The organism is Sphingobacterium yanglingense, assembly GCF_004363245.1.
Lineage (GTDB): Bacteria > Bacteroidota > Bacteroidia > Sphingobacteriales > Sphingobacteriaceae > Sphingobacterium > Sphingobacterium yanglingense.
This window is the reverse complement of record NZ_SNYV01000016.1, coordinates 360,770-383,353: the sequence shown is the minus strand read 5'-3', so window position 1 is coordinate 383,353 and position 22,584 is coordinate 360,770. Positions and strand designations below refer to the sequence as shown.

The window sequence follows — 22,584 nt, the reverse complement described above, 5'->3', positions numbered from 1 at the left end:
GGATAAAAAAATGACATTCAATTATCTGTTGCGTAAAATTGCACCTTTTGGGAAACCAGATAGCCTTTTGAGGATGTTCAGAACATGTTATGTCCTGTTATGGATACTCCTGCCGTTAGCTGCTGCTAGTCAATCCCTGCAAGGTAAAATAGATGATCTCCTAAAACAGGAGAAACTCTCTGGCGCAGTTTATTCGACTATAAAAGACAGTCACATTACATCGTTTAGCTCCGGACTTAAAAATTTGGAGACGGGCGATCCAATGCTTTTGGACGATAAAGTTCATGTGGGTTCCTTAACCAAGACCTTCCTTGCAATAGGGATCTTGCGATTGGCTACCCTCAATATGCTCGATCTGGATGATCCAATAAAGAAATATTTGAAAGACCTGCCTATGGACAACCCTTGGGAAAGTTCCAACCCTGTTACGATTCGGCATCTGCTTGACCATACCTCTGGTATGTCCGACATTCGACTTTGGCACTTCTTCAGTACGGGGGCGACCGCTCAAACACCATTAAACGAGTTTTACGGAAGGAATCCTAAGGTACTGGACGTACATGTTAAACCCGGAACAATGTTTTCCTACTCCAATATAGGATATACGCTACTAGGCATGCTGATAGATACTATCGTAAAGGAGCCATACGAAGATTATCTCGACAGAAACCTTCTCCGGCCAATTGGTCTTAAGAACAGCTCTTTCCATTTCAGAACCCAGCACGAAGACAAAAAGCTGGCCATGGGGCATTTTGACAATGGAGATCCGGCCTTTGCTATGCCGATCTATGTTCGCCCTGCAGGCCAGTTTACAACTACAGCTGAAGATATGGGAACATTTTTGCAGTTTTTGCTCAACGGTGGACGATTAAATGACCAGGAATTCATCAAAAAAGAGTTCATCGATCAAATGGGATTACCGGTAAATACGATTGCCGCAAAAAATGGACTGAGATTGGGCTATTCTCTGGGAGCTCTATCCAGAGATCGCCATGGTGTTGTCGGAATAGCCCATTCGGGAAACACGATTGGCTTCAGGGCGATGTATTACCTCTTTCCAAAAGAAAAAAAGGCATTTTTCATAGCGCATAATATGGACAGCGAAACCGCCGATTATGATCTGTTCAATAAAACCCTGATCGATCATCTGGATCTGGACACTTTACGAGTGCAAATCGGTTCAGTAAAGAGTTCGTCGTCTGTACAGGATTCCGAATGGGAAGGCTATTATGTCCCTGTATTTACAAAGATTCATCCCATGGAACTCATCGATGTGATCAGCGGATATACTGTTGTGAAAAATAGCGGAAACGGTATTTCTATCCGACCCTTTCAAAAGAAAGAAATTTTTGCAAAGACAATAGGTAACGCGCTGTTTGTTGCACAGGGCAGAACAGCAGCTTCCCACTTGTTCTATAAGGATGGATCGGGCGTAACATTTCTCACAACCGGCACAATGACCTTAAAAAAGATAAGCAGCTGGAAAATCTACCTGAGCACGATCAGTGTTGTTCTTGGGGTCGTCGCGGCTTTACTCATGATTCTTAGTTTCATCATTAATTTATTCAGGAGAAAATGGAAATATTTCATGTCACCAGTTATGTTCTGTATTTCGACGTTGATATTGTTCACGTTATCCTTACTATTTGTATCAAGTATTGATATGATAAGAATAGGAAATAAATCCCCGCCCACTATGATGATCTATGCGTGTACCTTTTTACTTCCGGCTGGTTGTTTTATATCTCTGATAAAATATGGATCAACGCTAAGTAAGAGTATAAATTGCATTGATTTTTGGCTGATCGTTTTGGTTTCACAATTCGTTATAACACTCTGGTCATATAATCTGATACCCTTTGCAACTTGGGAATGATGGAATCAATGAACAGATCGCGGTTTATCCTGAAATATTTGGTTTAACATTAATTAATAATAAAATATAGTACAGTATGAAAAAGACAAATTTTAAGATTAGATTTTGCAAGACTTTAGTTTTGATGATTGCACTCATAACCTTTGTGGGCTGCAGCAAAGATGATGACAACCCTAATCAGGGAACAGGTTCGATTGACGTTGCAGTAGGTACATATAAGGGCGCCTATAGAATTGATGGTGTCAATTACTTTAATGCTGTATTAATTGTCACGAAAGTAGATGATAATCGACTTAAATTTGAGGCTAAAGCTGGAGAACCTTATTCACACGCAGCTTCCAGGACCATCCGGGCAAAAGCTGATGTACCGGGGCTTGTCAATGGAGACGATGCCCAGGGACTGTTTGGTTACAAAATTGCGGAGAAAAAATTAAATTTGGTTGTGAATACACTAGAAATCCCATATAGCTTTGAGGGAGAAAAACAGTAATTGTAGAATTAAGACCAAAGACCGGTCAAACTGAAGAACTTAGGATGTGATACATATTACATCCTAAGTTCTTGTTTGTTATTGTAATTTAAGCATTTTCATTGTAACATGTTTGGGGGGTAAACTTAAATAAACTGATTTGATAGGTAGGGCATTTTCATTAAATCATATTATCTCGGAGATACAGCGAAAAGAAAACGCTATTTCGCTGTCTGCACCCAATGAGATTAATGAAGCGTACCAAATGACCATATACCTGCAAGAATACTTGGCGTCGATAAGAGAGGATGTTACAACGCAGGGCTTTAAAAACCAGTGGGAGGAAATCAATTTCTTTCGCAACATTAAGCCATACATCCTCTCCAAACTGATTTACCACAATAAGATATTCCGTATGCAGACGGCTTGTCCAGTTGACGGAGGGAAAATGTATGCGAGCTATTTTTTAGAACAGTTGCAGGAATTAAAACAGGAATATAGGGAACATATTTACAATTCAGATTTTTACAGATATTACCGGTCAGGAAGAACCGACCGTGATGAAACCTATTTTAGATTGGGCAACATCAATTTCCACGATGGACTGAATAGTTTTGTTTTTGAAATTGACCCGCTGTTTTCAACTTATTATGATAACAAAGTAGCTCGGATAATAGCCAACGAGTTACTCTACACCTACATACTTCAAAAAATCAATAATGATGAAATGGCAGGTTCTCTTTCTGCAAGGGATATTTCATCAGACGGTATTCTTTGGACGGATACCAAAAATGCACTGATAGAACTGATTTATGCTCTGTATGCGAATGGTTCTCTTTCCTACGGTAAAGTAGGAATACGAAAAATCAGTTTGGTTTTGGAAAAACTATTTCAGATTACCTTAGGGGATTTGCATAATTCTTTCCACCGAATGAAATACCGTGCGGGTTCCCGAACCGCATTTTTAGACCAACTGAAATCTTCTTTGGAAGAATATATGGATAAGGATTTATAGAGGTATCAAAAACAAACAAAAAGGGAAGCAAAGATAACGGATAACGATAACTTCGCACGCATAATGGCTTCGCCACCCTTCGGGACTTATAGTGCTTCGTTATCTTATATCCGTTAACAGAATGGCTTTCTTTTTTTTCTGTTTTTTTCTTTTGGAGTGAATTTTAGTTTTTAATATTCCATAGCAGTAACTTCCGCACTTAGGGAGGTTAGCCGTTCTAAATCCTCAAGAAAATGTTTCGAGATTTGTTCGGTTTCGGCTACACAGACAAAAAGAAAAAGCCAAGGTTGATTCATTAAACCTTGGCTTTTTACGTGTATAAAAAAAATATCGCGAACGTTTTCGTAACTAATATTGAGGTAGAACTGTAAATCTTAGTTATCTTGTGCTTATTTTTAAACCCTAGATATGATCATGCAAGTTTTTTACTCAGATAAAGAGGTAATAATAATATAGGTTTTTTACACTTAAGGGAACAGATACGGAACATGATCTGATCGGTTTCTGTAAGCTTTCTATCCTTTCCTAGATAGGAGTATTTCAGAAGGCTTGTATGCGATATGTTTGGGATAGATCTGGAAAAAGGAGGGATTCCTAATGACATAGAATGGGCTGGCAGATTATACAAGATATAAGCTATTATAACCCCAGGAATATTTTAGATTTTTTAAGTAATGAATGGTAAGATTTTAAATTTTGGAGAAATATTGTTCCGCATCTGTCCTGATCTTTCTCAGGATTGGATTGGGATGGGCGTTTTGCCGTTTTTTGTCGGTGGAGCGGAACTTAATGTTGCTTCAGCTCTAGCGACATGGGGATTGCCGTCTGCTTATATTTCTGCGATGCCTCAAAATGATATAACCTTTGGTGTTTTAGAGCATCTGAAGGCAAGAGAAGTCAATATAGACCATATGCTGTTGCAGGGCGGGCGTATGGGGTTGTATTACTTGCCTAAGGGGAAGGATGTAAAGCATGCGGGAGTGATATATGATAGGGCAGACTCTGCGTTTGCTAATCTAAGGCGTAGCGATATAGATTGGCAGACAGTTTTCAAAGATGTAACATGGTTTCACTTTTCTGCGATCTGTCCTGCTATATCTCAGGAAATAGCTGACATATGTCTTGATGCCGTGAAAGAAGCAAAACGTCAAAATATCTTTGTCTCCCTAGATCTCAATTACCGTTCTAAGTTGTGGAAATACGGAAAGGAACCGATAGAAATAATGCCGGATCTAGCAGCGTACGCTGATCTTATAATGGGAAATGTATGGGCAGCGAAACAGATGTTAGGTACTTCATTAGCTCCGGAGATGCAAGAGGTAAAACCGAGTTATCCCAGAGGGCTGCTTGAAGAACAGGCAAAGAGAACAAGTTTGGAGCTCGTCTCGCGATTTGAGAAATGTAAATTTGTAGCCAACACATTTAGGTTTGATTATCTCGAGAAAGGAATCCAGTATTTTACGACCTTTTTTGGGAGGGAGGAGTTCTTGGTCTCCGAAGAGTATCTGGCAGAAGAGATTGTGGATAGGGTAGGAAGTGGAGATTGTTTCATGGCCGGACTGATATATGGGCTATACCAAGAGATGCAGATGCGTGACACACTTGAGTTTGCTACTGCGGCGGCTTTTGATAAATTATTTATAGCGAGTGATGCGACCGATAGTTCGGTCACAGATATCCAAAAACGAATAAAGAGATGAGCAAGAAGAAAATAGTATTAGATGCCATTTTACAGCAGGGTATATTGCCCTTATTTTATCATGATGTTGTTGATGAATCGGTCGAGCTTGTAAAGACGCTTTATAATGCCGGTGTAAGAGTCTTTGAGTTTACCAACAGAGGTGACAAAGCAGAAGTGGTGTTTAAAGCGCTGTTGTCTGTTAGAGACCAAGAAATGCCAGGGCTCTATCTTGGAATAGGCACGATAAAAAATGCTAAAGAGGCTTCCCTTTTTATAGATTTGGGAGCTGATTTTATCGTGTCTCCAATTGTGAACCCCAGTGTAGGGAAATTGGTGAATGAGGCCGGTTTACTTTGGGTCCCAGGTTGTATGACTCCAACAGAAATTTACACAGCTCAAGAATATGATGCTGCTCTGATTAAGCTCTTTCCTGCGAATATATTGGGGCCAGGATTCATGACTGCGATTAAGGATTTATTTAAAGGACAGTTGTTCATACCAACAGGTGGCGTTGATATAGAAATCAATAATTTAAAATCTTGGTTTCAGTCAGGCGTATGTGCTGTTGGGATGGGGAGCAAATTGATTGACCCTAAGCAAACCGAGGGATTGGAAGAAAGAACTGTATTGGCATTGAGCCTTGTGAGTCAAGCCAGACAAAACAATAAAATGTAAAGATGCGCATTTGTTTCCGGGAATGATAGGTAGTCGTTCCTAAAACAAATGCGGCGTTTTGACTTTTTTGCACTGATGGTAACATCTTACTTACGATATATTCTGTTTACATTTACAGCGGTAAATCGTAGATAATATCAAACTCATGAAAAATCATATTTCAATTTTATTGTTGTGCCTACTGCCTATTTCATTATTTGCTCAGGGATATGTGAAAGATCAGCGTACAGCTATTGAAAAAGAAGATGAGTATAATCGATATAATGCAAGTCGCATTAGTCAGGTACAAATCCTGAAAGCATTGGAATTGGCCGGCGTGAGTGTCTTCAATATTCCATTAAATCCGTTTGATACAGTATATCAATTTGATATTATCCTTACAGAATATAAAGGAGGAGAAATTGTAAAACGAAGAAGTGTCGGGGTGATGAACGATAATACCTATCGGTATTATAAAGATAATGATCGCTTTACGAATAGAGTTTCGGTAGATTATATAGACCAGCTTACCTTCTTTGCAAAAGATATGGATAGCCTGGTTTATTTAAAAGTCGAAACCTATAGTGGTGCCTTGCAAGGAATTAAATTGGATAAACACCTTACGAGGTATGGGCAAGGGTATAGTTGGAGGAGTTATAGTAAGGTAGGGTGGGTGTTGAATCAGGAAATTCCAGTATTGGTCTATGCTTCGTCTTGGGTGGATAAAGTGCATAATATTGAGCGATCTTGTGCAGCGGCCGATTTGTCTTCTAATATTTTAGAAGCAAAGGCGCTTTTGGAGAATTCCCCTCATTATTATGTAATAAGTTATGTGGTATTCGAAGAAAGAAAAAACAAAAATAATTGATACACAGTGTTTTGGTTGGTATTTGTTTGTTGTGTAAGTAAAAGATATTGATTTTTTAAACCTCAGCCCTTACATTTGTTTCATTGACTTCGTAGCTCAGTTGGTAGAGCAACAGACTCTTAATCTGTGGGTCCTGAGTTCGAGCCTCAGCGGGGTCACTAAAAAAAAGCCTTTAACTTGTTAGTAGTTGAAGGCTTTTTTCTTTTAGAAAACCTCCGGTTTTAAGCTAAACCAAACATCTCATTTATTGTTTGTAGAATTTCTTTTTGATTTAGTTTTATTTTTTGTGTGTGTTAGTTTGATGAATAGGTACTCCATTGTTAAGATAGACAATAATAAAATTATGAACATAGAAATTATGAAAAGATTTTTTATCATGTTCCTGTTGTTAGCAGTATCGTGGAGAGCAGAATGTCAACAAAGAGCTTCCAACAAGGTTACATATACGTTTGGAACTGACCAAATGAAACTGAACAGTAAAAATGTAGAGATTGTTGAGAATCAAAAAATAATCAGTAAAAAGGGAGTGTCTTTGCATGGGCGTGTCCAAGACTCTGATAGAGACGCGGATATAGCTATTGATTTAAGTGGTGTTGAACCTGGGCGTTATGTCGTAACAACACAGGCATATAGTAATAGAATTGGAGATCAAATATTGGCCGAGGCAAAAACCAAATTTGAGTCCCTATTTATAACACTGCAATTTGAAAATCAAAACATAACTAAAAGAGTGGTATTTGCTCCTTGGGAACTAAATAAGCAACCATCAAGACAAGCGTCCGGTAAATTCAATGTAGGCGAAGAGAGCAAGAGTCTTAAGCTGTGGTTGCCCGAAGGTGTTATTTTAGAAAGTGTAAGTTTAAAGACGTATGTGCCACCTGTAATACCAGAACTTGCGCAACAGTATGTACCAAAAGTATTGCCTCCACAATCCAGGCCTAGACTATGGGTTAATGCAAATTCTTTACCTGTAGTGAAAGCTAGATTAGAACAAGGAGAGAATAAGCTCAAATGGGAACGCGTAAAAACCGACGCAATTAAACCGTATGATTTCGCGGGAGTAGCTTCTGGAGAAATTCCTTTTGATGAAAAACTAGAGAAAGCAGCAGAAGCAAAAGCATTCTATTTCCTGATGACAGGAGACAAAAAGGTTGGACGAGAGGCTGTAGATATGATGAAGAATTATATTTCTCATGTCGAGTTCGGGAATCTGTTAGACATAACCCGCGAGATTGGTAGGGCGATATATGTTTCCTCATTGGTATATGATTGGTGTTATACTATCATCAGAGAAGATGAACGCACTGTTTTTGTTGAAAATTTATTGAGACTTTCTGATGACATGGAAATTGGTTGGCCTCCGTTTTTGCAGAGTGTTGTCAATGGTCATGGAAATGAGGCTCAAGTATGTCGAGACCTATTATCGATGAGTATTGCTATTTATGATGAAAACCCTGAACCTTATAAATACATATCCTACTCTATTCTAGAACAATTGGTGCCAATGAGGAAGTTTGAATATCAGTCTCCAAGGCACAATCAAGGGGTGAATTATGGCTCTTATAGATTCACTTGGGATTTACATGCTGCTTGGCTTTATTATCGGATGACAGGGACGGCAGTATTTGATGATAACATTAAAGATGTGGGTAAGTATTGGTTATATGCCAGATTACCGGATGGAGAAATGCTAAGAGATGGAGATGGGTTCGGCGCATCTACGAATGGTGCTCCTTACTATTGGAAAGCCCCATTATTTACGTTGTTGGCATCTTCTTATGCAGAGGACCCTGTTCTCAAAGCTGATTTTGAAAGGCAAGGAGGTATGTCGGATAATCAGGTGCTTTTTTTGTTATTGAATGATCCACAACTAATAGCTGAAAAAAATAGAGGCTTATTGCCGTTGACTAAGGATTTCGGTCCAGTTTTAGGTTCTATGATTGCGCGGACTGGATGGAATATTAGTGCCAAGAGTAGCGATGTGGTTGCTGAAATAAAAGGCGGCGGATATCATTTTGGCAATCATCAACATAGTGACGCTGGTTCGATTCAGCTATACTATAAAGGGTTACAATTTGGCGATTTGGGAGTCTATAGATTTTACGGGACTCCTTATGATTTTAACTTTAATAAGAGATCTATTGCTCATAGCATGATGCTGGTCGTAGATCCGGAGGAAAAATATCCGAGAGCCGAGGCTAATGATGGAGGAACGAAGTTTAACCAAAGATTTCCAAAATCGCCAGAAGAGACAAAAAAAGATCCTTGGTTTGACAATGGCACGGTTATGTCCGCAAATTATGGTCCTGAAAAGTTAACGCCTTATTATAGTTTTTTTTCTGCAGACCTTACAAATGCTTATGGAAATAGTAAGATAGAAAAATACATCAGAAGTTTTTGTTTTCTAAACCTGAATAGGAAAGATATTCCTGCATTGATAATCCTTAATGATAAAATACGTGCTAAAGATTCATCTTTTAAAAAATATTGGCAGGTCAATGCTTTAAATAAACCGGAAATAGGCCGAGAGGACCTAATACTTACGAATAGCAAAGAGGGAGATGTTGGGAAAATACATATAAAGACACTTATTCCTTCTCCTGCCGATAGGGATATACAGGTTTTGAGTGGAGACTTAGCAAACAATTCATTTGACTATAAAAGTACTCCCCCTCTTTCCAATCTGCCTGAAACAAAAGGTCACCGAATTATGCTAAGTCCCAGGAAAGAGAGTAAACAAGACGAATTTCTTACTGTTTTTCAGGTGGCAGAAGATGGTGTGCAAGCAATGGCAGTGAAGTATCTTAAGACGGATGTTAGCTATGTGGTTGTAGCAGAGAATAATGTCGTTAGTATGAGTAGGTTAGAGCACTTTATTGAGACCGAGTTCAGTATCGAAGCGCCACAGGGCAAACAGAACCATATTGTTTTGACCGGACTGAAAGAAGGTCTCTGGAGCGTCTATTTCGGAAATCGAAAGAATAAATTGGGAGATTTTCAGGTAGATAGTGGTAAGAATACTTTGTATTTTGAGGGTAAAAAGGGCAAGTATTGGATAGTGCCAGCTTTTTAATGCGGAGACTGAATATCAGTCTGATAAAGGTCAATGTGCTTGTTGATAAAGCCTAATTTGATTATCCTTGATGGATTCTGTAGATTCCATCAAGGATAATCAAATATATTGAGATATCTTTCAATGAAATTCGCAAATGCTTAAGTGCAAAGGTGATTTGATTTTCAACAGTTCTTTTTGAAATACCGAGTTTCATTGCGATTTCGTCATTTGATAAAAAATACTTTCTACTTAACAAGAATATCTCTTTACACCGTTTGGGTAGACTGTCTAGGTAGCCGTCCACTTCCTTTTCCAAGTCTTTATAAGTGAGGTTGCTGTAGCCCAAGTTTGATGCACTTTCAAAAGAATTGAAGTCTTCTATGTTTTCTTTATAATCAATAGGGATGACTTTGTTTAGTGATATGTGTTTGTATACCCTATATCTAGCTGCTGCGGTAATATAGTTGTTGAAAGATTTTATTTCTAGAGTCTTTCTATTATTCCAAATCGTTATAAAAATATCATGAGCTATTTGCTCACTGGTTTCTGAGCTTTTAAGGTAAGAGTAGGCCTTAGAATATATTCGAGAAGAATATCTGTTAAAAAGAAGCGAAAAGGCTTTTTCATCATCCAATTTGATTAGTTTCCATAATTCTAAGTCGGTCATAAAACAATATCTGTAAAAGAAAGGATGTCTAAAGTACACAAAAAATGTACAAATAAAAAAAATAAAATAGTGTGTGTGGTTAGGCAAATTAGGTACTCTAAGTAAGGCGGATGGTTGGTAATACGCTTTAGAAGGTATATTGACTCCAAATGTTTATCCTGATATTATGACAAGAGAAGAATACATTTTACTATATGAAAAGTACGTAGACGGGAGATGTACTGTTGAGGAAATCAAAATCCTAGAAAATTACAAAGATGATTTTTCGATTGATACAGTGTATTATTGGGACGAAGCGAAATTGGGTAATGAAGAGTTGTTCAAGAGAAAAGCCTTGTCTAGGGTTCAACAGCAAATAAAGCAATCTAAGATAGTTCGTTTCAATTGGAAGAAATATGCTGCTGCTTGTGCCGTATTTGTTGTGATATCTTCCATTTCTGTGTTTTTATATAACACCAACCAAGATATAGAACTGAAACCGGTAGCCATAAAGAAAGAATCAACAGAACCACCGAGTAACATGCCTGTGCTTACATTGGATGATGGAAAAAAAATATCATTAACAGACTCTTCTATAGATTTAGTATATAACGAGACAGGGGGAGTGATTAGTAAACCAGAAGGCAACGAGCTGGTGTATGCGGAAATGTCAGGTAGAGATAATGGGATAAAATATAATACGCTGTCGGTGCCTAAAGGGATGAGTTATAAAGTAGCGCTGTCCGATGGTAGTACTGTTTGGCTGAATGCGGGGTCCACACTTCGGTATCCTGTGGTGTTTGCATCATTCGAAAGAAAAGTAGAGTTATATGGAGAGGCTTATTTTGAGGTTGAAAAAAATGAGACAAAACCGTTTAAAGTCATTGTCAACAAAAGTGAAGTAGAGGTGTTAGGAACGATATTTAATATTAATGCTTACCATAAAGAGGTGACCCGTACGACATTGTTGGAAGGTTCTGTTAGGTTAAAAGGGGAGCGGTCGCAAGTGATATTAAAGCCTGGTCAAATGGGAGTTGATAGTGGTGCGGGAACTATTGCATTAAGAAAAGCAAACGTTGAATCCATTACCGATTGGAAAAATGGGTTGTTTATGTTTGACGATGAGAATCTAGAATCAATTCTAGAAAAAGTAGCCCAATGGTACGGGGTTGAAATTCAATACATAGGAAAAGCGTCTTCTGACTATCTGTATTATGGCAGACTTGAACGGACAGTTCCACTGGAGGAAATATTAAAAAGTATACAACTAACAGGTAAAGCTAAATTTGAAATTGTAACAGATAAAATGTCTGGAAAAGAAAGGAGGGTAATCGTAACATCTTATAAATAACGTATAAACAAAAGTTCATTTTGTACCAGATGCTGCTAACACCTGGTACAGTAAAATGATGATCTAAAATTCCTATTATAAAAATTAAATCATGTCAAATGTACAAAATTCACAAGACTTTCGGCTTGAGGAGAAATCCCTTTTGTCTGAAAATAATAATGTTAAGAATGAAGTTAATGTGTGTTTTTCTTTTATTCGCCATTTTCCAAGTAAATGCTGAAGGCTATAGTCAAACGGTAGATTTAAAAGTAACTAGTGCTTCCTTGAAGGAAGTGATAACCGAAATTCAGAAACAGACGAAATATAATTTCATGGTTAGTTCGGAAATTTTGAAATCTGCCAAACCAATCACTTTGAATTTAAAAAAGGAGAATATCTCAAAAGCATTAGATAAGGCTCTCGAAGGACAGAATCTTTATTACCTCATACAAGGAAAGACGGTAGTTGTCAAAGCAAATAAAAGTAACACCTCACTAGATGTTGTGCAGCTATTCACGATTAGTGGTACTATATTGGACCAAAGAGGGAGCCCCTTAAGAGGCGTGAGTGTAGTTCAAAAAAACACAAATAAGACAACGGTAAGTGATGAAAAGGGGAAGTTCTCACTCGCGGTAGATAATGGTAATTCTGTTATTGTATTTAGTTTCCTGGGGTTTCAGAAAGAAGAAGTATCTGTTTCAGGCCGAAAAACTATAAATATAATACTCAAAGACCAGATAAATCAACTAGACGAGACCGTGGTTATAGGTTATGGCACGCAAACCAAGAAAGATTTGACAGGTTCCGTTGGAACCGTAAAGGTTGAAGAACTGACTTTAGCCCCAACCATTAATTTTATGGATGCAATGGCAGGGCGGGTGGCCGGTGTCCAGATAAAGACAGGAGATGGTCAGCCAGGAGAATTGCCTAATGTAATTATTAGAGGACCAGGTTCTTTAACTCAAGATCCTTCGCCACTCTATGTGATAGATGGATTCCAGTTAGAGGACTTTCATTCTTCAAGTATTAATAATGATGATATAGAGTCTATATCCGTGTTAAAAGATGCTTCTGCAACAGCGATTTACGGGGCGAGGGCTGCAAATGGTGTTATAGTAATTGAAACAAAGAAGGGTAAAGCAGGAAAGACCGTTGTTACGGTTAATACCAATACAGGATTTCAGCAAATCAGAAAAACTGTCGACGTTATGGATGCTTATGAGTTTGTGAAGTATCAAGATGAACTTCGCCCAGAAGTCGCGAAATTTAGATATTTCCAGAATGGCAAAACTCTGGATTCTTATAAAGGTGCGCCAGCCGCAGATTGGCAAGATAAAGTATTTCGTGAAGGTTTTTTTAATTCCCTCAATATTGCTGCTAGAGGTGGGGACGTAAAGACCCAATTTGCACTATCGGGTTCGTTGAATACACAAGATGGTATTGTGATAAATACAGGAACTGAAAGAAAGCAAGCTCGGCTCGCATTGAACCATTCTTTAAGTAGTAAAATCAAATTTGGAGTAACTACTAATTTTAGTAATACTAAAAACTATGGTGTTCAGACGGCTTTGCCAACGACTGATTTTCCTTCTTCGCCATCCAATTATTTGTTTTACAGTGCCTGGGGATATAGGCCCGTGTCAGGTAGGGATGACTTGGATTTAACATTGGATGATGTTGATGATGTTTCTAATCCGGATGATCCCAATACGCGGAGGGTAAATCCTGTAGCGTTGGCAAAAAATTCTTATCAACATGCTACCATAAATGCTAACTCTATAAATGCCCATCTGACTTATACATTTAATAGAAGCCTCTTCTTTAAGACTACGGTAAACACAGCGAAAACAACACGGTTATACGAAAATTTTTATAACTCTAAGACTCCTCGTGGGCTTCCTATTCCTCAAAATAACAGGGGAGTACAGGCAGACTTGACGAATATGGAAACAGACGTGTGGTCTAATGAAAATACATTAAACTACAATAAGCTATTTATTAAGAAGCACAAGGTAGACGCGTTGGTAGGCTTTTCTTCCCAAAAAACAAAAAGTAATCTTTACGGAATCCTGGTCCAAGACATCCCCAACGAAGAACTGGGCATGTCAGGAATAGAAGAGGGTACGGAATACGATAGTAAGTCGGCAAGGTCAGATTTTACAATGGCCTCTTTCTTTGGACGGTTAAATTACAGTTATCTATCCAAATATTATTTTACGGCAACATTTAGAGCAGATGGGACATCAAAATTTGCTCCTCAAAATAGATGGGCTTATTTTCCCTCAGCAGCAGTTTCTTGGAACATTAAAGAAGAAAGCTTTTTAAAGAACGTTTCTTTTATTTCTAACTCTAAACTGAGAGCAAGTGTCGGATTGACAGGGAATAATAGAGTAAGTGAATTTGGTTATTTGCCTAGTTACTCGTTGCCTATGTATGCTGCTTATTCATTTGGAAATGGAATACCATCCAAAGGGATAGTTCCCAGCGAATTAGGTAATGATGGGCTTAAGTGGGAGAAGTCAGAACAGATAGACTTGGGCTATGATTTGGGGCTTTTTAACAATAAGATAGAGCTTACTGTTGATTTGTATAAAAAAACGACAAGAGACCTTATTTTGCGTGCCGATCTCCCTTTGATTTTAGGCTATCAGAGCGTTTACCAGAATATTGGAGAGCTAGAAAATAAAGGGCTTGAAATAAGTCTAACTACTGCAAACTATAAAGTAGGAGGTTTTTCATGGAATTCAAATTTTAACATTAGTTTTAACCGAAATAAGATATTAGCGTTAGCGAGAAATCAAGAAAGAATGACCAACAACATTCTCTTTAATGCCAATTATAATGAACATTTGTTTATTTCTAAAATAGGAGAACCTGCAGGACAGTTCTTCGGATACGAATGGTTAGGGAATTATCAATATGCCGATTTTGATGAAGTGGCTGCTGATCAGTATGTCCTTAAAGCAGGTGTGCCTTACTATGGGAATGATAAATCATTTATTAAGCCTGGTGACATTAAGTACGCTGATTTAAATGGAGACGGTTACGTCAACGATATGGATAGGACCGTTATAGGTAACCCACAGCCTAAGCACATTGGAGGATTTACCAATAACTTTACCTATAAGAATTTTGATTTAAGCGTTTTTCTTCAATGGGTGTATGGTAATAAGATATACAATGCGAACAGGTTAGTGCTTGAGGGAAATGGACTCGGTGTGACAGATTTGAACCAATACGCAACGTATGTTGATAGATGGACTCCGGAAAACCAAAATAATAAACTGTTTAGGACTTGGGGACAAGGGCCGATGGGATTCCATTCAACTAGAGTGGTAGAGGACGGTTCTTTTTTACGCTTGAAAACGGTATCGTTGGGATATAGGTTTTTACCAAAAGTGATTAACAAGTTGTATCTAGCAGATTTAAGATTGTTTGTCTCAGGGCAAAATTTACTTACATGGACCAATTATAGCGGTTTTGATCCAGAAGTGGCTGTGAGAAATACAGTATTGACATCAGGGCTGGACTACTCTGCGTACCCACAGGCGAAAACATTTGTTTTTGGTATAAACGCTAAATTTTAAGATTATGAAGAAGATTTTTTGTACTACAATACTATCTATATTGTTATTGGTCCTAGGAAGCTGTGAAAAATTTTTAGATACCAAACCTCAGGATTTTTTATCTAATTCAAATTACTTCAAGACTGAGGACCATTTGAATTCCTTTTTGAACGGAGTTTACGATGTGTTAGGTTCGACACGCTTGTATGGTTCCCAACTATTAATATTACAGAATACCCAAGCGGATGAAGGGTTTTATTTTGGAGCATTACCTGTAGGGCTGGAAACCTATGCGTTTACAGAGAGTTATAATCTTTTGGAGAATTTCTGGGGGACATTATATAATGGGGTGTTGAGAGCAAATGTGTTATTGGCAAATGTGAATAACAACGAAGCTATTGACCAGGGATTTAGAGATAGAATTAGAGGGGAAGCTCTTTTTTTGAGAGCATATTATTATTTTATGTTGGTTCAGAATTTTGAAAACGTGCCTTTGATATTAGAACCTACCAAAGATGCTGAGACTATCGATATCCCTGCTAGCTCCGCTAAAGAGATTTATGAAAAAATACTGGCTGATATGAAAGAAGCTGAGATCCTGGTTGATCCCATTCAAACCATAGGGAATGCTGGACGCGTGAGCAAATCCGCTGTTAGAGGGATATTGGCAAGAGTGTGTTTGCATATGTCTGGCCAGCCTGTGGGTGCGGATAAATACGAAGAAGCTAGGTTTTGGGCAAAACAGATTATTGATGATGCCTCTGCGGCACATGAACTCAATAATGATTATAGAGATATTTTTATCAAATATGCTAGAGATGAATACGACCTAAAGGAAAGTATTTGGGAAGTCGAGTTCTGGGGAAACAACTCAGATGGGAGGTTGGAAGCAGGATATGTAGGTTCTTTTCTTGGTATCAGAAATCAAAGTTCAACAAACGGGATTGGGTACTCTTTTGGAAGGATATCAGCAACAGCTAATCTGTACAGATCCTATTCTTCCTATGATTTAAGACGGGATTGGAATATAGCACCATTTACTTACAACGTTACAACAGGAGCAAAAGTTGCTGCTGTAACATTTCCTACGCCCGCACAGCAGTATTTAAGATCTTCTGCTAAATATAGGAGAGAGTATGAAGTCGTGAGACCTCAAGCAACACAGCTGACGCCTATTAATTTCCCTTTGCTAAGATTTGCAGATGTCTTGTTGATGTTTGCGGAGGCTGATGCTCATGTCAACGGAGGGATACCTAGTCCTCAGTCAATTGAGTATGTGAACCAGGTAAGAAGAAGGGCCTACGGTAAATTTCTTAATGGAAAGGGTAATGTTTCAGAGAGCATCAAAGAAATTAAGGTAATCAATGGAGGGGCGGGTTATAATACAGGGTCAAAAATAGCTGTTGTAAACGGTGGAGGAGTAGCCGCAACAGCGACTTTGACTGTCCAAAATGGGGTGATAAAGTCTGTTACGATAACCAACCCTGGGGAAAGGTATACTACATTGCCAACCATAACATTTTCAGGTAGTGGTAGTGGCGCTGTTTTGGAGCCAGTTTTAACACGTATTGAAGATGCTGACTTGGAGCTGTCCCAAACTTTGGACAGAGATAGCTTCTTAAAAGTTATGCAAGAAGAACGCTCAAGAGAGCTGTGTTTTGAAGCTCTAAGGAGGTATGACTTAATTCGATGGGGAATATTGGTTAAAAATATGAAGATCATACTTGGGCAGATGAATTCAGAATTGACAAATATCACCTATCAAAATGCTAGTTTTATGAATATCACAGACAAACATGTTGTCTATCCTATTCCGTTACGTGAGTTTCAGTTGAACAGGGCGCTAGAGCAACATCCTTTGTGGAGATAAGGATTAAAAAATTATTGAAAGTATCGGCGTAGTCGAAGTCTGCGCCTAAATAAAGAGTATTTATTCTATTAAAAATATATTATGAGATATCAAATCAGATTATTGTTGTCCCTTTTTTTATTTGTATTTAGCATACACGCACAGGCGCAGCAAAGGCAATCTTTAAATTACTATTCGGATGTTGTGTTGAATAAAATAGAGGCAACTTCAGCACAAAAAAACAGCATAAAGGACATACGGTCGGAGCTGGACTTAAGGTTGTTCGAAATTAAAAACAATACTAGTTTAAGCGCAGATGAAATAGTAGCTAAAAATAAACAGGTCTACAATGATGCCTTTTTGAAATAAAACGCAGTTCTTTCAGATGAACAAAAGGCGGTCATTAAGAAGCTTCTTTTTGAAGTTCAATTGGAAAATGTGAAGAACGGATATGCTTCGTTTCATGAGAGCGATCATTTTAAAAAGAGGATGGAACTTTTTAAGACGGATCCATTATATAAAAAGGGAGTTGTTTTTCTTGGTAATAGTATAACAGAGCAAGGGGATTGGAAAGGGTTGTTCCCGGAGAAAAAAGTTTCTAACAGAGGGATTGGTGGGGATAATACATTTGGCGTATTAGCGAGGTTGGATGAAATTATCGCTAGTAAGCCTGAGAAGATATTCCTAATGATCGGTATAAATGATTTGGGTAGCCGTCAATGGGAGGTATCATTGATTCTAGAGAATTATAATAAAATTGTAGATAAGATTAGAAAAGGTACCCCAAAAACGAAGCTGTATATTCAGTCGGTATTACCTCTGAATGATAGTATCTTAAAAGGAGCTAGTTATAAAAATAAAGCAGATATTATTATCAAACTAAATACTGAACTACGACTACTAGGGAATAGCAAATGTGCTGGTTTTATAGATTTATATAGCCTTTTCCATAATGGAGACAATGTTCTGGAGAGTAGATACACGAGAGATGGTATTCATTTGCTTCCTGAAGGATATAATCTGTGGGCAGAATTCTTGAAGAACAATAATTACCTTTAAGTTATATGTTTGTGTTAAAATCCTCCCCAACAGGGGAGGATTTTCTTAACGCTTTTTGTGGGCTTATTTCTTTAAAATGTTCTTATATATTTTGCCATCCTTTATGATCACGACAAAGTTCTTTGTAGGGTTAGCAATCAGTTTTAAATCTTTCAAGGGGTCTCCGTTGACCAATAACATGTCGGCCATAGCACCTTCCTCAATAACTCCTAGTTTGCCAGGGTAGGGGCTTCTGAGTCCGGAAAGCTGTAATAGCTCTGCATTATCCTGTGTTACCATTTTCAGGATCTCAGCATTTGTAAACCACTTTTGTAAGCGTAGGATGAAGTCGTTTTGTTTTTCATTGAGTTCAGGTTCAAAAAGGAAATCCGTACCCCATGCCAATTTAACATTATGTTTCTTTGCTAAAGGCCATACTTTCTCCTGTCCTTCAATTACAGGCTTACGTTTTGCTATACGTTGCGGATCCATATCAGGAGTGTCGTCCACTAGGTTTTGAAGACTTAGCCAAATATCTTTTTCGGCGATTAGTTTTAACGTTTCTTCGTCCAGCAACTGGCCGTGCTCAACACATTTTACGCCCGCCTCGATAGCTCGCCTAATAGCGCGCGGAGTATAGGCATGTACAGTTACATAGGTTCCCCAGTCTTCAGCGGCTTCTACTGCTGCCTTCATTTCATCCAATGTGTATTGTGTGACGTCTACAGGGTCGTAGGCAGAAGATGTTCCACCTCCAGCCATGAGTTTTATCTGGCTGGCTCCGAAGCGGAGATTTTCCCGTACGGCAGTCAATACCTCATCCCGTCCATCCGCAATAAATGTAGCTCCATATCTTTCTGCACGTGATACAACCCCAAAAAAGCGTCGTGATTTTTCGTCAGGTGTCCTGAAGTCTCCGTGTCCTGCCGTTTGGCTGATTGTAGCTCCAGAAGGCCATATTCTAGGGCCGGAAAGTTTCCCCGCATCAATAGCGGCCTTCAGTGGGAATATAGGACCTCCTACATCACGGATACTGGTAAAACCACGCATTAGCATATTATGGGCAGATTGTCCTATAGTTTTAACAAGGAATTCTTCCGAAAGGTCATTCGTTACCATTTGAGGCATTGTCAGGGAGCCAAATACCATGTGTACATGAGCGTCAATTAGCCCTGGCATTAAGGTTTTTCCTGAGCCATTGATTTTTACAACATCTTTATTGTTTACTGTAATTGGAGATGTGCTAATCTTTTGGATTGTACTGCCATTGATAAGAACATGGCTAGGAGGTGTCAGTGATTGTGTTTTTTGATCTAATATCCGGACATTCTCCAGTAGAATCTGATTTTGCTGGGCCCGGACGCAATAAATAGATGCTGCACTCAAAAGTAAAGTGCATAAATAAAATAATCGCATATGCAGATGTTGTTTAATGTTTACTAAGATACAAATATAAAGCCCGCTTTGTTTGTTTGGGATCTAAAAAAGGAGACTATTTCTATATATCAGTTGATATAGAAACAGGTAAATGTTCAGTTTACTGCCTCTTGCGATTCTAATAATTTCCGTAACTTGCTTCTGTCATTTTTTGACCTTGCGCACAAAAGAACGGTATCAGATTTCCATGTAAAGAAGAAGGTAGAGGCAGAAAGAAAGCATGCGACAAAGAAAGAATTATGGAAGAATGTTTTGCAGATAAGATAATTGCGTTTAATCGCGCGCTTTATTATGATGGTAATCTTCCGGATGGATTCCAGGTCGTGAATCCTTTTCTAGATAATCCTGAGACCATGTTGGTGATGCAACAGTTTTATAAAAAATACTATAGCGATACCCAGCCGCGAGATTTTATTATTGGTATTAATCCTAGTAGGCATGGGGCGGGGGTTACAGGAGTGCCATTTACGGATACCAAGAGGTTGTCCAGTGCCTGTGGTATTTCAATGGAATCTGCTCGTACACATGAAATCTCTTCGGTTTTTATGTATGATATGATAGAGGCTTATGGGGGAGCAGCAGATTTTTATAATAGGTTTTATATTAATTCCCCCTTTCCCTTGGCTATTGTGCGGCAGGCAAAGGCAGGAGTATGGGTTAATGCGAATTATTACGATGCACCACGATTATTTGAAGAAGTAAAAGATTTTATGTTATCATCCTTAAAAAAGCATGTGGGAATGGGGTTAAATACAGCCAAGGTTTTTGTTTTAGGAAAGAAGAATGCAAAGTATATTCAGGCACTAAATAAAGAGATACAGCTCTTTGGAGAGATTGTGGTTTTAGAACATCCAAGATATATACAGCAATATAAATCGAAAGATAAAGAATACTATATAATGAAATACTTAAACGCTTTCTAACCCTGCTCTATGGGGCGAAAGATGAGAAAATGAATCAGGCTTCGGTGCCACTTAATATAATTGATCATTTAAATACAACAGAAGAATGAAGTACATCTTAGGTTTATTGGTATTGCTTTCGGTGTCAGTCAGTGCCATAAGAGCGCAGGATAAGCCGACTCACAACAAGTGGATCTGGGGACCGTCCTTAGGCTATCAATATCAAAAAGCTAATTTCCTGAAAGCTTCCTTTTGGGGACTTACGGATTTAGGTTATGCAAATTACCTGCGGATTGATGGAGGTACAAATTTGTCATGGAAGAATAGAAAGACCCACGTTGTGCCCGAGCTTGGGCTAACCTATTATCTAGGTGCCAAGGGAGCCTGGCCATTTGTGAAAGGAGAGATAACTCCTTATACCATTACCCCTAAGGTTGGTGTTGGTCTGTTTAATCTAATGGAATTTGGTGTCGGCTATGGTTTTGATCTGAAGGCCAAAGAAGATCTTGGAACAGTTAAAGGGTTTAGTTTTTCTGTGGGCTTAAGTTTGCCTTTGAATTATCACCTGTATTGATCTTTGATAGCAGATAGATTTACGGAAAAATATTTAATTTAGTCGATATGACAGCATTTCAGCAGTTGCACCAGCCCACTGGCAGGATAATCGTCAAAGATGGGGAGCAATATCGTTTTTTTGGAGGTACCGCTTATTTGGGATTGCTCGATAATCCGGGATATATCGAATTGTATAAAAAAGGGATAGATATCTACGGGTTGAACAACGGGACTTCCCGATCCAATAATGTCCAGTTAGGTATATACGATGATGCTGAGCAACTTTTGGCTGAGCGATTTGGTTTTGGTGCAGCTGGCTTACTCTCTAGCGGTTATTTGGCGGCACAGGTGGCTGTACGCACCTTATCCGTGGGGCGAGAGGTATTGTATGCGCCAGATGCCCATCCTGCTTTGTGGCTTGATGGCGTGCCTTCAGACCGACGCTCCTTTGATGAGTGGCGTGATACAGCCATTACGTATATTAACTCCTCTCAGCAGACAGAGTTTTTGATCGTGTCTAATACTTTAGATAATCTAAAGCCTAGTTATTACGATTTTAAGCCATTTGTTGAATTGTGCGATCCTAGTAAAAGGCTATTTTTTATTCTGGATGATTCACATGGGATTGGAATAGCTAGGAGGGATGCTATTTCTGTTGATCTTGAGTTTGTTCAGGGAAAGCCCAATGTTGAGGTTTTAATAGTCGCTTCGTTGGCAAAAGGAATGGGAACAGATGCAGGAATTGTGATGGGGGAGAAGGGGGCAATCGAACAGGTAAAGAAACACCCAATGTTTAGAGGGGCGTCACCTCCCTCCCCGGCTGCAGTGTATACGCTTATTAATGGAATGGAGTTTTATCAGCGTGCTTTCAGCCAATTGCACCATAATATTGTGTATTTTAGTCAGTTGATAGAAGGTGATGATAAGCTCTCTTACATTCCTTCTTTCCCTGTTTTTACATCAAGTGATGCTCATTTGTACCGTCATTTCTTGCATCGGCAGGTTCTTATTTCCAGTTTTCCTTATCCATTGCCTGATAGTCCCTTGCTAAATAGGGTAGTGATTTCAGCGTTACACATAGAGGAAGACCTGATTTTTTTGGCTGAGGCGTATTTGTCAAAAAAGTAATAAATATTTGAAAATCAGCAAAATAATGGTAGATTTGCATCCGATTTGAAGTGCAGGTTGTGTCTCACTCGGGGGTAATCGTTTGAAAATGAAAAAAATATGTTGGAGAAATGATTCAAAATATTTTCAAAGCTCATTTAAAAAAGATAATTTTGCAACCCCAAATGTGGGTTTATGGTGGAATAATATAATTACAGAATAATAGATATGACTAAAGCAGAAATTATTGCAGAGATCTCTAACAAGACAGGCTTAGAGAAGGTTGATGTACAAGAAACGGTTGAAGCGTTTTTCAAGGTTGTTAAAAATGCGATGATTGAAGGAGAGAATGTATACGTTAGAGGATTTGGAAGTTTTGTTGTTAAAAAGAGAGCTGAGAAAACAGCACGTAATATTTCCAAAAACACAGCAATTATTATCCCTGAGCACTATGTGCCAAGCTTCAAACCAGCAAAAGTTTTTGTTGAAAAAGTAAAAAATGGTAATAAAGTAAAAAATTAATTTAAATTAGCCCT

Annotated in this window: 18 protein-coding genes and 1 tRNA gene; 17 read left to right on the top strand and 2 right to left on the bottom strand. The window is 38.5% G+C overall.

From position 1 onward, the window contains the following. The first annotated feature begins 10 nt into the window (after nt 1–10). The 8 genes from CLV99_RS17925 to CLV99_RS17890 all read left to right on the top strand — a co-directional run bounded on the left by CLV99_RS17925 (nt 11) and on the right by CLV99_RS17890 (nt 9,636). A complete protein-coding gene (locus CLV99_RS17925; RefSeq protein WP_162850151.1) occupies nt 11–1,876 on the top strand; it encodes a serine hydrolase domain-containing protein in 1,866 nt (621 codons plus the stop codon). Nucleotides 1,877–1,952: 76 nt separating this feature from the next. Further along, nucleotides 1,953–2,366 carry a hypothetical protein gene (locus CLV99_RS17920; protein WP_133585876.1) on the top strand — a complete coding sequence of 138 codons (414 nt, stop codon included), beginning with the start codon at nt 1,953–1,955 and terminating at the stop codon, nt 2,364–2,366. A 139-nt stretch (nt 2,367–2,505) separates the two neighbouring features. Further along, nucleotides 2,506–3,360, top strand: coding sequence for an RteC domain-containing protein (locus CLV99_RS17915; protein WP_246032796.1), 855 nt, complete (start codon nt 2,506–2,508; stop codon nt 3,358–3,360). Nucleotides 3,361–4,034: 674 nt separating this feature from the next. After that, nucleotides 4,035–5,060, top strand: coding sequence for a sugar kinase (locus CLV99_RS17910; protein WP_133585875.1), 1,026 nt, complete (start codon nt 4,035–4,037; stop codon nt 5,058–5,060). Then, complete coding sequence (locus tag CLV99_RS17905; RefSeq protein WP_133585874.1) at nt 5,057–5,716, top strand: beta/alpha barrel domain-containing protein; 660 nt, start codon at nt 5,057–5,059, stop codon at nt 5,714–5,716. The genes CLV99_RS17910 and CLV99_RS17905 overlap by 4 nt, the downstream gene beginning before the upstream one ends. A gap of 145 nt (nt 5,717–5,861) precedes the next feature. Then, complete coding sequence (locus CLV99_RS17900; RefSeq protein ID WP_133585873.1) at nt 5,862–6,563, top strand: DUF5041 domain-containing protein; 702 nt, start codon at nt 5,862–5,864, stop codon at nt 6,561–6,563. 85 nt (nt 6,564–6,648) lie between these two features. Beyond that, nucleotides 6,649–6,721, top strand: a tRNA-Lys gene (locus CLV99_RS17895). 200 nt (nt 6,722–6,921) lie between these two features. Then, entirely contained in the window at nt 6,922–9,636 is a 2,715-nt protein-coding gene (locus CLV99_RS17890) for a hypothetical protein (protein WP_133585872.1), read from the top strand. Nucleotides 9,637–9,697: 61 nt separating this feature from the next. Here the strand turns inward: CLV99_RS17890 and CLV99_RS17885 are convergent, their stop codons facing one another. Further along, nucleotides 9,698–10,285 carry a sigma-70 family RNA polymerase sigma factor gene (locus CLV99_RS17885; RefSeq protein WP_133585871.1) on the bottom strand — a complete coding sequence of 196 codons (588 nt, stop codon included), beginning with the start codon at nt 10,283–10,285 and terminating at the stop codon, nt 9,698–9,700. A 166-nt stretch (nt 10,286–10,451) separates the two neighbouring features. Between CLV99_RS17885 and CLV99_RS17880 the strand changes: the two genes are divergently transcribed. The 5 genes from CLV99_RS17880 to CLV99_RS17860 all read left to right on the top strand — a co-directional run bounded on the left by CLV99_RS17880 (nt 10,452) and on the right by CLV99_RS17860 (nt 18,068). Next, complete coding sequence (locus CLV99_RS17880; RefSeq protein WP_133585870.1) at nt 10,452–11,615, top strand: FecR family protein; 1,164 nt, start codon at nt 10,452–10,454, stop codon at nt 11,613–11,615. 167 nt (nt 11,616–11,782) lie between these two features. Continuing rightward, nucleotides 11,783–15,181, top strand: a complete 3,399-nt coding sequence (locus CLV99_RS17875) for a TonB-dependent receptor (protein WP_162850149.1) — start codon at nt 11,783–11,785, stop codon at nt 15,179–15,181. A 4-nt stretch (nt 15,182–15,185) separates the two neighbouring features. Beyond that, on the top strand, nt 15,186–17,030 hold the full coding sequence (locus tag CLV99_RS17870) for a RagB/SusD family nutrient uptake outer membrane protein (RefSeq protein WP_133585868.1): 1,845 nt from the start codon (nt 15,186–15,188) through the stop codon (nt 17,028–17,030). Between the two features lie 81 nt (nt 17,031–17,111). Next, on the top strand, nt 17,112–17,378 hold the full coding sequence (locus CLV99_RS17865; RefSeq protein ID WP_133585867.1) for a hypothetical protein: 267 nt from the start codon (nt 17,112–17,114) through the stop codon (nt 17,376–17,378). 120 nt (nt 17,379–17,498) lie between these two features. Beyond that, nucleotides 17,499–18,068, top strand: a complete 570-nt coding sequence (locus CLV99_RS17860; protein ID WP_162850148.1) for a GDSL-type esterase/lipase family protein — start codon at nt 17,499–17,501, stop codon at nt 18,066–18,068. A 63-nt stretch (nt 18,069–18,131) separates the two neighbouring features. On the opposite strand, the gene CLV99_RS17855 is transcribed toward CLV99_RS17860, so the two are convergent. Next, nucleotides 18,132–19,463: a metal-dependent hydrolase family protein gene (locus tag CLV99_RS17855; RefSeq protein WP_133585865.1), complete on the bottom strand. Its 1,332-nt coding sequence runs from the start codon at nt 19,461–19,463 to the stop codon at nt 18,132–18,134. 260 nt (nt 19,464–19,723) lie between these two features. Here CLV99_RS17855 and CLV99_RS17850 point away from each other — a divergent pair, with 260 nt between their 5' ends. The 4 genes from CLV99_RS17850 to CLV99_RS17835 all read left to right on the top strand — a co-directional run bounded on the left by CLV99_RS17850 (nt 19,724) and on the right by CLV99_RS17835 (nt 22,570). Beyond that, a complete protein-coding gene (locus tag CLV99_RS17850) occupies nt 19,724–20,407 on the top strand; it encodes an SMUG2 DNA glycosylase family protein (protein ID WP_133585864.1) in 684 nt (227 codons plus the stop codon). 85 nt (nt 20,408–20,492) lie between these two features. After that, nucleotides 20,493–20,960, top strand: coding sequence for a hypothetical protein (locus tag CLV99_RS17845; protein ID WP_133585863.1), 468 nt, complete (start codon nt 20,493–20,495; stop codon nt 20,958–20,960). 47 nt (nt 20,961–21,007) lie between these two features. Beyond that, nucleotides 21,008–22,069, top strand: a complete 1,062-nt coding sequence (locus CLV99_RS17840; RefSeq protein ID WP_133585862.1) for an aminotransferase class I/II-fold pyridoxal phosphate-dependent enzyme — start codon at nt 21,008–21,010, stop codon at nt 22,067–22,069. Between the two features lie 207 nt (nt 22,070–22,276). Continuing rightward, nucleotides 22,277–22,570, top strand: a complete 294-nt coding sequence (locus tag CLV99_RS17835) for an HU family DNA-binding protein (protein WP_021071040.1) — start codon at nt 22,277–22,279, stop codon at nt 22,568–22,570. Nucleotides 22,571–22,584 lie beyond the last annotated feature (14 nt).

Coding starts and splice junctions, on each gene's coding strand:
- CLV99_RS17835 (WP_021071040.1), top strand. CDS start 22,277: ATGACTAAAGCAGAAATTATTGCAGAGATCTCTAACAAGACAGGCTTA.
- CLV99_RS17870 (WP_133585868.1), top strand. CDS start 15,186: ATGAAGAAGATTTTTTGTACTACAATACTATCTATATTGTTATTGGTC.
- CLV99_RS17885 (WP_133585871.1), bottom strand. CDS start 10,285: ATGACCGACTTAGAATTATGGAAACTAATCAAATTGGATGATGAAAAA.
- CLV99_RS17900 (WP_133585873.1), top strand. CDS start 5,862: ATGAAAAATCATATTTCAATTTTATTGTTGTGCCTACTGCCTATTTCA.
- CLV99_RS17905 (WP_133585874.1), top strand. CDS start 5,057: ATGAGCAAGAAGAAAATAGTATTAGATGCCATTTTACAGCAGGGTATA.
- CLV99_RS17910 (WP_133585875.1), top strand. CDS start 4,035: ATGAATGGTAAGATTTTAAATTTTGGAGAAATATTGTTCCGCATCTGT.
- CLV99_RS17890 (WP_133585872.1), top strand. CDS start 6,922: ATGAAAAGATTTTTTATCATGTTCCTGTTGTTAGCAGTATCGTGGAGA.
- CLV99_RS17845 (WP_133585863.1), top strand. CDS start 20,493: ATGAAGTACATCTTAGGTTTATTGGTATTGCTTTCGGTGTCAGTCAGT.
- CLV99_RS17855 (WP_133585865.1), bottom strand. CDS start 19,463: ATGCGATTATTTTATTTATGCACTTTACTTTTGAGTGCAGCATCTATT.
- CLV99_RS17865 (WP_133585867.1), top strand. CDS start 17,112: ATGAGATATCAAATCAGATTATTGTTGTCCCTTTTTTTATTTGTATTT.
- CLV99_RS17860 (WP_162850148.1), top strand. CDS start 17,499: ATGGAACTTTTTAAGACGGATCCATTATATAAAAAGGGAGTTGTTTTT.
- CLV99_RS17880 (WP_133585870.1), top strand. CDS start 10,452: ATGACAAGAGAAGAATACATTTTACTATATGAAAAGTACGTAGACGGG.
- CLV99_RS17920 (WP_133585876.1), top strand. CDS start 1,953: ATGAAAAAGACAAATTTTAAGATTAGATTTTGCAAGACTTTAGTTTTG.
- CLV99_RS17850 (WP_133585864.1), top strand. CDS start 19,724: ATGGAAGAATGTTTTGCAGATAAGATAATTGCGTTTAATCGCGCGCTT.
- CLV99_RS17840 (WP_133585862.1), top strand. CDS start 21,008: ATGACAGCATTTCAGCAGTTGCACCAGCCCACTGGCAGGATAATCGTC.
- CLV99_RS17925 (WP_162850151.1), top strand. CDS start 11: ATGACATTCAATTATCTGTTGCGTAAAATTGCACCTTTTGGGAAACCA.
- CLV99_RS17875 (WP_162850149.1), top strand. CDS start 11,783: ATGAAGTTAATGTGTGTTTTTCTTTTATTCGCCATTTTCCAAGTAAAT.